Origin of the sequence: Patulibacter brassicae (genome assembly GCF_033949425.1) — a bacterium.
Classification (GTDB): domain Bacteria; phylum Actinomycetota; class Thermoleophilia; order Solirubrobacterales; family Solirubrobacteraceae; genus Patulibacter; species Patulibacter brassicae.
The window spans coordinates 699,849-713,989 of sequence record NZ_JAXAVX010000001.1 but is presented as its reverse complement, the minus strand read 5'-3'; the positions used below and the strand labels follow the sequence as shown (position 1 = coordinate 713,989).

The following is a 14,141-nucleotide window of genomic DNA, read 5'->3' as shown; positions in this document are numbered from 1 at the left end:
GGAGAATCCCGCCCCGTGTCCCCGGCCGACCCGACCGACGCCCTCCGCCGCGCCGCGACGCTCGGGCTGCGGATCGACCCGTCGCTGGAGCAGGTCGTCGCCCACGCGGCCGGGCACGACGTCGTGCCCGTGCTCGCTCGCGCGATCGACGACACCGAGACCCCGGTCTCGGCCTTCCTGAAGCTCCGCGCCGCGTTCCCGGGCGAGCCGGCCTTCCTGCTGGAGAGCGCCGACCAGGGCCGCGTCGGCCGCTGGTCGTTCCTCGGGGTCGGGCCGGCCCGGACCATCGAGTGGCGGCTGGGCGACCCCGGCGACCCCTACGCGCTGGCCCGCGACGCCGTCGGCCGCCGGCGCGTGGCCCCGGTCGCCGGCCTGCCGCCGTTCGTCGGCGGCGCCGTCGGGGTCTTCGCCTACGACCTCGTGCGGACCGTCGAGCCGCTCGCCGAGCCGAACCCCGACCCGCTGGGGACGCCGGACCTCGCGCTGCAGGTCACCGACGCGATGGTCGTCTTCGACCACCTCCAGCACACCGTCCTGCTCGTCGCTCCCGTCCACGCCACGGCCGACCCCGCCGCGGCCGACGCGGGCCCGGACGCCGCCCGCGCCGACGACGCGACCCTCGGCGCGCGCTACGCCGCCGCGGTCGACCGGATCGCGGAGCTGCGCGAGGCGCTCCTGGCGCCGCTGCCGCCGGGCCGCGACGCGAGCGCGCCGGCGCGCGAGACGGACGTCGCCTGGCGCTCGACCCACGAGCGCGCCGAGTTCGAGGCGATGGTCTCGCGGATCATCGAGTACGTCCACGCGGGGGACGCCTTCCAGGTCGTCCCGTCGCAGCGCTGGAGCGCCGAGCTCGACGTCGACCCGTTCTCCGTCTACCGCGGGCTGCGGGTCGTTAACCCGTCGCCGTACATGTACTTCCTCGACTTCGGCGGCTGGCAGGTCGTCGGCGCGAGCCCGGAGCCGCTGGTGACCGTCCGCGATCGCGCGATCGCGATGCGGCCGATCGCCGGCACGAAGCCGCGCGGGGCGACCCCGGCCGAGGACGAGCGGCTGGCGCAGGAGATGCTCTCCGACGAGAAGGAGCGCGCCGAGCACGTGATGCTCGTGGACCTCTCGCGCAACGACCTCGGTCGCGTCTGCGACTACGGGACGGTCTCCGTCGACGAGCTGATGGTCGTCGAGACCTACTCGCACGTCCTGCACATCGTCAGCGCCGTCTCCGGCACCCTGCGCGAGGACGTCGCGGCGACCGACGCGCTGCGCTCCGTGCTGCCGGCCGGCACCCTCTCGGGCGCGCCGAAGGTGCGGGCGATGCAGATCATCGACGAGCTCGAGCCCGTCAAGCGCGGGGGCTACGGCGGCGCGGTCGGCTACCTCTCCTGGAACGGCGACCTCGACTCCTGCATCCACATCCGCACCGCCGTCTTCCAGGACGGCGTCGCGCACGTGCAGGCCGGCGGCGGCACGGTCGCCGACGCCCGCCCCGCATACGAGTACGAGGAGTCGGTGAACAAGTCCCGCGCGATCCGTCGCGCGGTCGAGCTGGCCCTCGAGCAGCCGGATTGGCCGTAGCCGTGACCCACGTCCTCGTCATCGACAACTACGACTCCTTCACGTACAACCTCGTGCAGGAGCTCGGCGAGCTCGGCGCGACCGTCGAGGTCGTGCGCAACGACCAGGCGACGGTCGACGCGCTGCTGGCGTCGCGGCCCGAGCGGGTCGTCGTCTCACCCGGTCCGTGCACGCCGAACGAGGCCGGCATCTCGCTGGAGGCGGTGCGGCGCTTCCCCGAGGCCGGCGTGCCGACGCTGGGCGTCTGCCTCGGGCACCAGTCGCTGGGCCAGGCGTTCGGCGGCACCGTCGTGCGCCACGAGCCGGTCCACGGCAAGACGACCCGCATCACGCACGACGGTCGCTCGATCTACCGCGACCTCGAGCCCGAGGTCCAGGTGGGCCGCTACCACTCGCTCGTGCTCGACGAGGCGGCGCTGCCCGACAGCCTCGTGGTGACCGCCCGCGGGGGCGGCGTGGTCCAGGGCGTGCGCCACCGGGAGCTCCCCGCGGAGGGCGTTCAGTTCCACCCCGAGTCGGTGCTCACGCCGGCCGGGATGCAGATGCTCGAGCGCTTCCTGCGCGACGGCGTCTCGGGCTGAGCGCCATCGACCGACGGGCGCCGAGACGGCCCAGGCCGCGTCGGCGCGTCGGCGGAACGCCCCGTGCGCGACCCGCGGGACGTGGGCGGTTGCACACCAGCGCGGCGTTGCGGCGCTCCAAGGTGACGGATCTGTAACCCGACTTGCTGTGTACACCGTCACCCCGGTAGAAGCGTCAAGCCGCCTGGCCGAACGTCGGAGCGGGCGGCTCGATCGATCCAGGGAGAGACCATCCGATGACCGGACGCAGAAGGGCGGCCGTCGCCGCGCTCGCTGCGGGCGCCGTGCTCGCCGCCCCATCAGCCGCATCAGCCGAGCCGCTGAAGCTGCTCGGGCTTGGTTCAGCCAAGTCCTCGACGACCAACAACCCGCTCGGCGCCGTCTTCGGGCTCCTCGGCGGCCAGAACGGCCTCGGCGGCGTGGTGCAGAGCGTGCTCTGCCCGCCGCTGAACCTCGTCAACGGCGCGGTCGGGGGGCTCAACGACCTCACCGGGCGCAACCCGCTCACCAGCGGGGTGCACCAGCTGACGAGCGGCGTGACGAACCTCGCCTGCAACGCGGGGATCCTCGACTACCGCTTCCAGACCACGTGGCGCCGCTCCAACGGCACCGAGGTCACCCGCACGGTCGTCGCCCAGCTGGGCGTCCCGAAGCCGCTGAACGTCGACGACGACGCCGCGGCCGACCTCATCGGCACGATCACGATCACCGGCCCGAACACGGTCGGCCTGATCGTCGAGCGCGCTCCCGGCGAGAGCTCGACGCTGCCGACGCAGGTCGAGGCGATCATCGGCAACCCGAGCGGCACGCTGCTCTCGGGCCAGCTGCTGAACCTCGGCTACGACTCGCGCACCGACCGCGCGCCGGGCCGCTTCGAGGTCTCCACGCCGATGGACGCGTTCCTGCGCTCCAACCCGGTCTACGACGTCCGGGTCAAGCAGCAGGACACGGGCCAGACGCTGAACCTCCTCGCCGGCACCTTCAAGGGCAACCCGACGAGCCGCCAGGACGTCACGTCGCTGCGCCTCGCGTACGGCCGCTCGCCCGTCAACGCGCAGATCCGCGCCGAGACCGGCGGCACCACGAAGCTCCGCGCGACGACCGACCGGCCGGGCTCGCCGCTCACCGCCACGGTCCGCAGCAGCAGCTTCGACGCCGACCTCGAGCTCGCGAAGTTCCCGAACAACGTCGACCTGTCGCTGAACAGCAGCAACGCGTCGGTGACCTACGACGGCCACGGCTCGAGCATCGAGCGCATCACGGCCGACGTCCGCCCGCGCAACGGCGCCATCGCCGGCGTCGGCCGCGTGAAGGCGGTCCTCGACGGCCTGCAGAACGCCGGCCGCCTCGCGGTCGAGCAGCCGAACGACGGCGTGAAGGTCACGGCGGAGCCGGAGATCGGCCTCGTCGACCTGCGCACGAGCGAGCTCGGCGGCGCGCTGCCCGAGCCGCCCAACGCGGACGGCAACGGCGTTCGCGCCGACGTCACGGGCGACCAGCCGCGGATCGCGGCCCGGATCGCGCGCCTGCGCTCGGTCGAGGTCGGCACCTCGCCGATCGGCCTGAAGCTCGCGACCGGCGCTGCCGCGCCGTTCGTGATCGACGCGAAGCTCGAGGGCCAGGGCGGGCAGCCCGCGACGGTCCAGGGCTCGATCAACGACCTGCCCGAGACCTTCGAGCTCGGCCTGGCCGACGAGGGCATCCGCTTCAAGGGCTCCGCGCCCGTGGACCGGATCGACCTCGACGCCACGAACCTCGACATCGCCGACGGCGCCGACCGCCTGAAGGCCCGTCTGGACCGCCTCCCGGCGGAGGGCACGCTCGCCTTCGGCGAGGGCCAGGACGGCCTCGAGGTCAAGACGACCGGCGGCGGCATCGGCCGCGTCGAGCTCCAGGCCGGCAGCGGCGACGCCCTGCCCGTCGCTCCCGGTGAGGAGGAGGAGAACGGCGCCCTCGTCGACACGACGGGCAACGGGCTGAAGCTCGGCGTCCGCCTGCACGACCTGCAGGAGATCGCCGTCAAGCTCGACCCGATCGCGCTGACCACGAAGATGGGCAGCTCGCGGCCCTTCCGCATCCAGGCGGCGCTCGCGGGCGACGCGCCCGAGGGCTCGACCGAGCCGGCACCGACCAGCACGGTCAACGCGCTGATCAAGAACCTGCCGGAGCAGTTCCAGCTCGGGCTCGCCGACGGCGGCCTGACGTACGCCGGGTCCTCGGCCGTCGAGCTCCTCGAGCTCGACGCGACGAACCTGCCGATCGCCGAGGGCACCGACCGCATCAAGGCGCGCCTCGATCGCCTCCCGGCGGAGGGCTCCCTGTCCTTCGGCGAGGGCGAGGACGGCCTCGAGGTCAAGACGACCGGCGGCGGCATCGGCCGCGTCGAGCTCCAGGCCGGCAGCGGCGACGCCCTGCCCGTCGCTCCCGGTGAGGAGGAGGAGAACGGCGCGCTGGTCGACGGCACCGGCGAGGGGCTGAAGCTCGGCGTCCGCCTGCACGACCTGCAGGAGATCGCCGTCAAGCTCGACCCGATCGCGCTGACGACGAAGATGGGCAGCGCCCGCCCGTTCCGCATCCAGGCCGCGCTCCCGGGCGAGGCCGAGGAGGGTGCGACGGAGCCGGCGCCGAACACGACGGTCGACGCGCTGATCAAGGACCTGCCGCAGGAGTTCCGGCTCGGTCTCGGTGAGGGCGGCCTGACGTACGGCGGCTCCGCGCCGGTCGAGCTGCTCGAGATCAACGCCACGAACCTGCCGATCGGCAACGGCGCCGACCGGCTCCGCGCGCGCCTCGACCGCCTCCCGGCGGAGGGCGAGCTCGGCTTCGGCGGCAGCAGCGACGGGCTGTCGGTCGTCGCGGGTGGCGGCGGCATCGGCCGCGTGGAGATCCAGGCCGGCTCGAGCACGGGCGACCTGCCCGTCGCTCCGGGCGAGGAGGGCGACAACAGCGCCCTCGTCGACCTCGCCGGCGGCACGCTGAAGCTCGGCGTGCGCCTGCACGACCTCAAGGAGATCACCGTCAACCCGGCCCCGCTGGCGCTCAGGACGCGCACGGGGAGCACCCGACCGCTGCTCATCAACGCGCAGCTCCCGGGCGAGGCGGAGGAGGGCTCCACCGAGCCCGCCGCGCCGATCAAGGTCAACGCGGAGATCCGCGACCTGCCGGAGGAGTTCGACCTCGGTCTCGAGGATCTCGCCGACGGTGGCGCGAAGCTCGGCTACAAGGCCTCGGCTCCGGTCGAGAGCCTGAGCCTCAAGGGCGAGGGCATCGCCTTCCTCGAGGGCTCGGCCGGCATCGAGGCCGCGATCCGTCGCGTCCCGAAGGAGTTCGCGCTGAACCTCCCGACGGCCGCGCCGGGCACGCCGCTGGCGACCCTGACGGTGCCCGAGGGCGAGCAGCCGATCGGGGAGCTCCGGCTCGCCGCGGGCCTGCCGATCCCGGCGACCGGGCTCAACCCCGACGGCTCGGGCGACCAGGCCGTCAAGGACGAGCTGCGGTACACGGACGAGGGCGTCGCCCTCCGGCTCAGCGGCCTGCGCGGCCTGTCGATGACGGCGGATCCGCTGGACCTGTCCCTGACGCAGGACCCGGCGGCCACGAAGCCGGTCGACATCGTCGCGTCGATCCCGAACGGCGAGGGCCAGCCCCCGGCGACGGTCAACGGTCAGCTCACGCGGACCACGGCCTCGACCCGGATCCAGGCCCTGGTCGCCGACGGCGAGCCGGCCCGGCTGAAGTTCACGAACGCCGGCAACCTCGGTCGCCTGGCCCTCCAGGCCCAGAACCTGGGTGACCTCGGCAACCTGAACCTGTCGCTGGACAACCTGGCGCCGAAGCTCAATGTCTGCGTCGACAGCGGCCCGAAGTGCCGCCGTCCGAACCCGAACGTCCTGAGCGGCGGTGCCGGCGGCGGCGACGGCCGGCCGTACCCGGCGCTGTTCTCCGTCGACTTCGACGACGAGGGCACGCAGCAGAGCGGGCAGACGACGTTCAACGCGTCCCTGCCGCTCGACGGCCAGACGGTGGCGGTCGAGAACGTCCGCTTCAGCAACCTCGGGTTCGACATCGGTCAGGGCCCGACGTTCAGCGGCGTCATCACCGTCGGCCAGCAGGTTCCGCGGCTCTACCTGTTCATGGACTCGCGGAGCAAGCCGTTCGTGATCAACGACATCCGGGTGCCCGGCCAGATCGAGCACTTCCGGGTCGGCACGGACGGATCGCAGGCGACCGGCAACAACCGGATCGCCTGGCTCAAGGGCACGAAGAACGCGGGCTTCCTGTTCGACCAGGCCTCGGCCGGGACGCTGAACTGCGGCGGCCGGCGCGAGATCTCGGTGAAGCTCGGGCCGTTCAGCGCGAACATCCTCAACGCGTTCGGCGGCCAGATCGTGCCGCTCTGCAACTGAGGCAGCCCCACCGGCCCCGCCGCCTCGCGGCGGGGCCCAGGGACTACGGGACCCGTCGCTTCGCGGCGGGTCCCGTTCGCGTTCCGGGACGTCCTCGACGCGACCCGAACGGCATCGGCCCGATCCTCTACGCTTCACCGACCGCATGCCCCATCCGGTGCTCACGCCCGCGATCGAGCGCGTCGCCTCCGGCGAGCACCTCGATCTCGAGGCCGCCCAACGCGTCCTCGACGTGATCATGGCCGGGGAGGCCTCGCACGTCGAGATCGCCGGCTTCCTCATCGCCCTGCGCGCGAAGGGGGAGACCCCCGACGAGATCGCCGGCCTCGCCGCCGCCATGCGCAGCCACGCGGCGACCGTGACGACGAGCCGCGAGGGCCTCGTGGACATCGTCGGCACCGGCGGCGGCGCGCTGACCTTCAACGTCTCCACGACGGCCGCGCTCGTCATCGCCGGCGCGGGCTGCGCGGTGGCCAAGCACGGCAACCGCTCCGCCACGTCGAAGTCCGGCGCGGCCGACCTGCTGGAGGCGCTCGGCGCGGCGATCGAGCTCGACGCCGCCCAGGTCGGGACCGTGATCGACGAGCTGGGCTTCGGCTTCCTCTTCGCGCCGCGCCATCACGCCGCCACGCGCTACGTCATCCCCGTGCGCAAGGAGCTCGCCGTGCGCACCGTCTTCAACGTCCTCGGCCCGCTCACGAGCCCCGCCGGCGCCCCGCGCCAGGTGATCGGGGTCGGGTACCCGGACGTCATCGAGCGGATGGCCGAGGCCGTCCACCGGCTCGGCACGGAGCACGCGCTGCTCGTGCGCAGCGAGGACGGCCTGGACGAGCTGTCGATCGCCGCCCCGTCGACGGTCCTCGCCGTCACCCCCGACGGGATCGAGCGCCGCCGGGTCACGCCGCAGGAGCTCGGCGTCACGAGCCACCCGCTGGACGCCGTCCGGGGCGCGACCCCGGCCGAGAACGCCGAGGTCAGCCGTCGGGTGCTGGACGGGGAGCCGGGCGCGGCGCTCGAGCTCGTCGTCGCCAACGCGGGTGCGGGCATCTTCGTGGGCGGCGGCGCGGACAGCCTCGCCGCCGGGGTCGAGCGCGCCCGCGAGTCGATCGCCTCCGGCGCCGCCGCCGGGGTCCTGGAGCGCTACGTCGCCCGCACGAACCAGCTCGCGTCCGGCGCGGGCACGACCGAAGCGCCCGCCGGGGGCCGGGTGGGGGGAACCGTCTCATGAGCATCCTCGACGAGATCGTCGACCGCACCCGCGACGACGTGAAGCGCCGGCGCAAGGCCGTGCCACCGGAGCAGCTGCGCGCCCGCCTGAAGGACCGCGGCGACGACCGCCCCTTCGCCGAGGCGCTCGCGTCGCGTCCCGGCGTGTCGGTCATCGCCGAGCACAAGCGCCGCGCCCCGTCGGCCGAGCACGAGCTGCGCACCGGCTCGACGGTCGAGGAGGTCGTCGCCGCCTACCAGCGCGCCGGCGCGACCGCGCTGTCGGTGCTCACCGACGAGCCGTTCTTCGGCGGAGAGCTGACGGACCTCGCGAAGGCCCGTGGCGCGAGCGACCTGCCGATCATCCGCAAGGACTTCATCGTCCACCCGTACCAGGTGCTCGAGACCGCGGTCTCCGGTGCCGACGCCCTGCTGCTGATCGTCGCCGCGCTCGAGGACAAGGACCTCGCGAAGCTCTACCGCAAGGCGCGCGAGTACGACCTCGACGTGCTCGTCGAGGTCCACGACGGCGAGGAGCTCGAGCGCGCCCTCGAGGTCGTGGACGCCGACGTCATCGGCATCAACAACCGCGACCTGCGCGACCTGTCGATCGACCTCAACCGGACGTTCGAGCTGCTGAGCCACGTGCCCGCGGGGAAGGTCGTCGTCTCCGAGTCCGGCATCAGCCGGCGCGAGGAGATCGAGGAGCTCGAGCGGGTCGGGGTCGACGCCGTGCTCGTGGGGTCGCACTTCATGCGCCAGGACGACATCGAGGCGGCCTGCCGGGAGCTCGCCGCCCTCTGAGCGGCGCGCGCGGCCTCCGCGAGGCGCTGCACCGGCGACGCCCAGCGACCTCCTAGACGCGCTTCACATCGCCTTAGGGAACGCCGCGCATACTGGCGTTCATGAGCAAGCTCGCCACTCCCGCGGTCGTCGGCGTCTCGGCCGTCCTGGGCGCCGGCCTGGCCCTCGGCGCGGGAGCGCTGGGCGTCGGCGGCGACGGATCCACGACCACCGTCCTGCGCCAGGCCCCGATCGCCCAGGCGTCGAACGCCTCCAGCGAGGAGGGCGCGCCGACCGCCCGCGAGATCTACGAGCGCGACGCGCCGGGCGTCGTGCTCGTCGAGGCCACCGTCCAGCAGCGCAGCGCGAGCCAGTCGCTGTTCGGCCCGGCGCCGCAGACCCAGGAGGGCCAGTCGACCGGCTCGGGCTTCGTCATCGACGACGAGGGCTACATCCTCACGAACGAGCACGTCGTCGAAGGCGCGACGAAGGTCCAGGTCTCGTTCTCCAACGAGAAGTCCGCCTCCGCCGAGGTCGTCGGCAAGGACAACTCCAACGACATCGCGCTGCTGAAGGTCGACCCGAAGGGCCTCGACCTCAAGCCCCTCGAGCTCGGCTCCGCGAAGGACGTCCAGGTCGGCGATCCGGTGCTGGCGATCGGCAACCCGTTCGGCCTGGACCGGACGCTCACGACCGGCGTCGTGTCGGCCAAGCAGCGCCAGATCACCGGCCCGGGCGGCTTCAGCATCGACAACGTCATCCAGACGGACGCGTCGATCAACCCGGGCAACTCGGGTGGCCCGCTGCTCGACGGCGCGGGCAAGGTCATCGGCATCAACAGCCAGATCGCGACCTCCGGCTCCGGTCAGGGCAGCGTCGGCATCGGCTTCGCCGTCCCGATCGAGACGGTCAAGCAGGTCCTGCCCGACCTGAAGAAGGACGGCCACGCGAACATCGCCTACCTCGGCGTCACGAGCCTCTCGGCGTCGGACTTCCCCGACGGCCTGCCCGAGCAGCTGCGCCCGGCGACGAAGGAAGGCGCGATCGTCCAGCAGGTCGCCCCGGGCTCCCCGGCGCAGAAGGCGGGCCTGCGGGCCGGCAGCGCGACCGTCAACACCTCGCAGGGCCAGCTCGTCATCGGCGGCGACGTCATCACGCAGGTCGACGGCAAGCGGATCACGTCGGCCGACGACGTCAACCAGGCGATCACCGGCAAGAAGCCCGGTGACGAGGTGACGGTCGTCGTGCGACGCGGCTCGCAGGAGAAGAAGCTCAAGGTCACCCTCGGGCGCCGCCCCGACTCGACCTCCTCCAGCGCCGACGGCTCCCAGAACGACCAGGCGCCGGACGAGTTCCAGCTCCCGTAGGCGCACCTCCGCCCGGCCCGATCGGCGGTTGCGCCGATCGCGGCCGCGGGTAGCACGGGGAGGGGCCGGCGAGGTCGTCCGGCCCGGTTCGACACCCGGGCGAGCGGCAGGAGGTCGCAGATGGCGTTGGAGCACGAGGACGAGCGGGAGACGCTCGAGGCCAAGCGCCGGTTCGAGGGCGCCGCCGAGGACGGCTCCGCATCGGTGCTGCACCTCGCCACGCGGCGGCAGACGCTGCGGCGCACGCTCATCGAGTTCCGGGCCGACGACCTCACCGACTGGGCGGCGGCCCTGACGTACTACAGCGTCCTGGCCGTCTTCCCGGCGCTCATCGCGCTCGTCTCGATCGTCGGGCTCGCCGGGAGCTCGGCCACCGACGCGCTGCTGGAGAACCTCTCCGAGCTGTCGCCCGGCCCGGCCCGCGAGATCCTCGCGTCGGCGATCGAGAACATCGCCGGGTCCGAGGGGCAGGCGGGCATCGCCCTGGTCATCGGCCTCCTGCTGGCGCTGAACTCCGCCTCGGGGTACATCGCGGCGTTCACCCGGGCCTCGAACGCGATCTACGAGGTCGAGGAGGGACGGCCGGTGTGGAAGCTCAAGCCGCAGCAGATCGGGATCGTCCTCGTGCTCCTGCTGATGCTCGTCGTGGTGATGGTCGGCGTCGTCGTGTCCGGACCGGTCGCCACGGAGGCCGGCAAGGTGCTCGGCCTCGGAGGCTCGGCGGCGACGATCTGGGACATCGCGAAGATCCCGATCCTGCTGCTCGTCGTCTCGGCGATGCTCGCGTTCCTCTTCAAGGCCACGCCGAACGTCGAGCAGCCGTCGATCCGGTTCTTCTCGCCGGGCGGTGTGGTGGCGCTCGTGCTGTGGATCCTCGTCACCGCCCTCTTCACGCTCTACCTCGCGACGTTCGCCTCCTACAGCAAGACGTACGGGTCGCTCGGTGGCGTCGTGGCGTTCCTCGTCTGGGTCTGGCTGAGCAACCTGGCGATCCTCTTCGGCGCCGAGTACAACGCCGAGCTCCAGCGGACGCAGCAGATCGCGGCGGGTCGCACGACCTCCCTCGACGAGCCGTTCCTCGAGCCGCGCGACGTCTCGAAGCTCGAGCGCAAGGCCGAGGACTGACGCCGTCCGCGGACCGGCCGTCGGCGGACGGCCGGGCCGCGACGCACGGTCTAGCATGGAGCGGGTGGCCGATTCGCCGACCGACCGACCCGCCGCCGCCCCGAGCGGGACGGCCCGGCCCCGTCCGGTCCGTCCGCCCGTCGACGCTCCGCCGCCGAAGCGGCGCGAGCCGTCCACGCGGGTGAAGATCTGCGGCGTCACGCGCCTCGAGGACGCCGAGCACGCCGTCGAGCACGGTGCCTGGGCGGTGGGCATGATCTTCTGGCGCGAGAGCCGCCGGCGCGTGGGCTTCGAGCAGGCGCAGCTCATCGGCGCGTCGCTGAAGCGCCGGGCGGAGGTCGCGGGCGTGTTCGTCAACGCCCCGCTCGACGAGATCGAGCGCGCCGCCGAGGCGTGTCAGCTGACGCTCGTGCAGCTCCACGGGGACGAGGGTCCCCAGTTCTGCGGCGAGGTCGCCCGGCGGACCGGCGCGAAGGTCATCAAGGCCGCGCGGGTGCGCAACGCCGCCGACGTCACGGCGCTGCGGCCGTTCCACACCGAGTTCCACCTGCTCGACACGTTCGTCGAGGGCCGGCCCGGCGGCACGGGGCAGGCGTTCGACTGGGAGCTCGCGAAGGTCCGTCGCGCGGCGCCGAAGGAGCGCCAGCCGAAGCTCCTGCTCTCGGGCGGCCTGACGCCGGACAACGTCGCCGACGCGATCCTCACGGCGTTCCCGTGGGCGGTCGACGTCGCCGGCGGCACGGAGGCCGCCCCGGGCCGCAAGGACCCGGCGCTCGTCGAGGCGTTCATCGCCGCCGCGCACGGCGCGCGTGCGATCGCCGAGCCGCAGGAGCCGACGCCGGCCGACGGCGGTCCCGGGGACGGCGAGGCGCCCGCGTCCGAGGCTCCCGCCGCCGAGGTCCTCCCGTCGGCGACCCCCGACGGGGCCCCGCCCTCGACCGCGAGGTTCACCGCATGAGCACCCCGATCCAGGAGCAGGGCGTCGAGCGGCGCTACGGCCCGTACGGCGGCCGCTACGTCCCCGAGACGCTGATCCCCGCCCTCGACGAGCTCGAGCGGGCGTGGGCGACGCTGCGCACCGACGCGGCGTTCCAGGCCGAGCTGCGTCAGCTGTCGGCCGACTACGCCGGTCGCCCGACGCCGCTGTACCTCGCTCGCCGGATCAGCGAGCAGGTCGGCCGGCAGGTCTACCTCAAGCGCGAGGACCTGCTGCACTCGGGCGCCCACAAGATCAACAACGCGCTGGGCCAGTGCCTCATCGCGCGCTGGATGGGCAAGAAGCGGGTCATCGCCGAGACCGGCGCCGGCCAGCACGGCGTCGCCACGGCGACCGCCGCGGCGCTCCTGAACCTCGACTGCACCGTGTACATGGGCAGCGAGGACATGCGCCGCCAGCACCCGAACGTCCAGCGGATGCGCCTGCTCGGCGCGACCGTCGCGCCGGTCGAGTCGGGGCGCCGGACGCTGAAGGAGGCGACCTCCGAGGCGATCCGCGCCTGGGTCGCCGAGGTCGCCGACACGCACTACGTCCTGGGCACCGCCGGCGGCCCGGCCCCGTACCCGGCGCTCGTGCGCGACCTGCAGCGCGTGATCGGGGACGAGGCGCGCGCGCAGGTGCTGCAGGCGGCCGGTCGCCTGCCGGACCGCGTCGTGGCCTGCGTCGGCGGCGGCAGCAACGCGATCGGCATCTTCGCCGGGTTCCTCGACGACCCGGTGGCGCTCGTCGGCGTGGAGGCCGGCGGCCACGGCCTGGAGAGCGGGGCCCACGGCGCCGTGCTCACCTCCGGGCTGCCGGGCGGGATCCTCCACGGCGCGCTGTCGCCGGTGCTCCAGGACGAGCAGGGCCAGATCCTCGAGGCGCACTCGATCTCCGCCGGCCTGGACTACCCCGGCGTCGGACCGCAGCACGCGTGGCTGCGCGACAGCGGCCGCGCGACGTACGTCGCCGCGCAGGACGACGACGCGCTGCGCGCGTTCCGCGAGGTCGCCCGGCTGGAGGGCATCATCCCGGCGCTGGAGTCCAGTCACGCGCTGCACCACGTGCTCCGCGAGCCCGCGCCGGACGTCGAGATCGAGGTCGTCTGCCTCTCCGGCCGGGGCGACAAGGACCTCGTCCACGCGCTCGCCTCCCTCGAGGAGCTCGAGGGGGAGGACGCCCTCGCCGTGACCCCGCGCCACCCGCGCGGCCCCCACGCCGGCGACCCGCGCACCGGGTCCAGCACGAGCAACGGGGCCGAGGTCCGATGAGCGGGCAGGAGACGGCCGGCGCCGACGCGCCGGTCCGCGGGGGCGTGGGCGCGGAGCGGATCGCCGCGGCCTTCGCCCGGCGCGCCGCGGATCCGTCGCACCCGACGGCCCTCATGCCGTACCTCATGGGCGGCTACCCGACGCCGTCGGTCTCGCGCGAGCTCACGCAGGCGTACGTCGACGGCGGCGCGGACCTCGTCGAGCTCGGGGTGCCCTACAGCGACCCGCTGGCCGACGGCCCGGTGATCCACGCGGCGGGCACCACGGCGCTCGAGGCCGGGGTGACCCCCGCCGACGTCCTGCGGATCGGCGAGCAGCTCGCCGCCGACGTCCCGGTCGTCCTCATGGTCTACGCGAACCTCGTGCACCACCCGGGGTTCGGCACCTTCGTCGCGCGCCTGCGCGACGCGGGCATCAGCGGGCTCATCGTGCCCGACCTGCCGATCGGCGAGGAGTCCGCGGAGGCGATCGCGCTCTGCGACGAGGCCGGCGTCGCGTTCGTGCCCCTGATCGCGCCGACGACCTCCGACGCGCGGGCCGCCGAGGTCGCGCGCGAGGCCCGTGGCTTCCTCTACGCCGTCTCGGTCACCGGCACGACCGGCGAGCGCGCGGCGCTCGCGGACCAGTTCTCCGAGGTCGTCTCGCGTGCGAAGGCCCACGCGACGGTGCCCGTCGGGCTCGGGTTCGGCATCGCGACGGGCGAGCACGCCGCGCAGGCCGCCGCCGCGGGCGCCGACGGGGTCATCGTCGGCAGCCGGCTCGTCCGCGCGGCCGGCGAGCCGGACCCCGTGAGCGCCGTCTCGGCGGTCATGGCCGACCTCGCGCGCGGGCTCGGCCGCTGACGGGAGCGGGCC

The 14,141-nt window shown here is 73.7% G+C and carries 10 protein-coding genes; all 10 read left to right on the top strand.

Annotated elements, in window-relative coordinates; genetic code table 11:
* The first annotated feature begins 84 nt into the window (after nt 1-84).
* The 10 genes from SK069_RS03330 to trpA all read left to right on the top strand — a co-directional run bounded on the left by SK069_RS03330 (nt 85) and on the right by trpA (nt 14,129).
* Nucleotides 85-1,572, top strand: a complete 1,488-nt coding sequence (locus SK069_RS03330) for an anthranilate synthase component I family protein (RefSeq protein WP_406628245.1) — start codon at nt 85-87, stop codon at nt 1,570-1,572.
* A gap of 2 nt (nt 1,573-1,574) precedes the next feature.
* The gene (locus SK069_RS03325) at nt 1,575-2,153 is read left to right on the top strand and encodes an anthranilate synthase component II (protein WP_319952758.1); all 579 of its coding nucleotides are present in this window, start codon (nt 1,575-1,577) and stop codon (nt 2,151-2,153) included.
* Nucleotides 2,154-2,389: 236 nt separating this feature from the next.
* Nucleotides 2,390-6,559 (top strand): hypothetical protein, encoded by a 4,170-nt coding sequence (locus tag SK069_RS03320; RefSeq protein WP_319952757.1) that lies wholly within the window; start codon nt 2,390-2,392, stop codon nt 6,557-6,559.
* Nucleotides 6,560-6,704: 145 nt separating this feature from the next.
* Complete coding sequence (gene trpD / locus SK069_RS03315) at nt 6,705-7,787, top strand: anthranilate phosphoribosyltransferase (RefSeq protein ID WP_319952756.1); 1,083 nt, start codon at nt 6,705-6,707, stop codon at nt 7,785-7,787.
* On the top strand, nt 7,784-8,569 hold the full coding sequence (gene trpC, locus SK069_RS03310; RefSeq protein WP_319952755.1) for an indole-3-glycerol phosphate synthase TrpC: 786 nt from the start codon (nt 7,784-7,786) through the stop codon (nt 8,567-8,569). Before trpD ends, trpC begins: the two co-directional genes overlap by 4 nt.
* Nucleotides 8,570-8,670: 101 nt before the next feature.
* Nucleotides 8,671-9,915: a S1C family serine protease gene (locus SK069_RS03305; protein WP_319952754.1), complete on the top strand. Its 1,245-nt coding sequence runs from the start codon at nt 8,671-8,673 to the stop codon at nt 9,913-9,915.
* Nucleotides 9,916-10,035: 120 nt separating this feature from the next.
* The gene (locus SK069_RS03300) at nt 10,036-11,040 is read left to right on the top strand and encodes a YihY/virulence factor BrkB family protein (RefSeq protein ID WP_319952753.1); all 1,005 of its coding nucleotides are present in this window, start codon (nt 10,036-10,038) and stop codon (nt 11,038-11,040) included.
* Nucleotides 11,041-11,104: 64 nt separating this feature from the next.
* Nucleotides 11,105-11,998, top strand: coding sequence for a phosphoribosylanthranilate isomerase (locus SK069_RS03295; RefSeq protein ID WP_319952752.1), 894 nt, complete (start codon nt 11,105-11,107; stop codon nt 11,996-11,998).
* On the top strand, nt 11,995-13,287 hold the full coding sequence (trpB, locus tag SK069_RS03290) for a tryptophan synthase subunit beta (RefSeq protein WP_319952751.1): 1,293 nt from the start codon (nt 11,995-11,997) through the stop codon (nt 13,285-13,287). The genes SK069_RS03295 and trpB overlap by 4 nt, the downstream gene beginning before the upstream one ends.
* The gene (gene trpA, locus SK069_RS03285; RefSeq protein WP_319952750.1) at nt 13,284-14,129 is read left to right on the top strand and encodes a tryptophan synthase subunit alpha; all 846 of its coding nucleotides are present in this window, start codon (nt 13,284-13,286) and stop codon (nt 14,127-14,129) included. Before trpB ends, trpA begins: the two co-directional genes overlap by 4 nt.
* Nucleotides 14,130-14,141 lie beyond the last annotated feature (12 nt).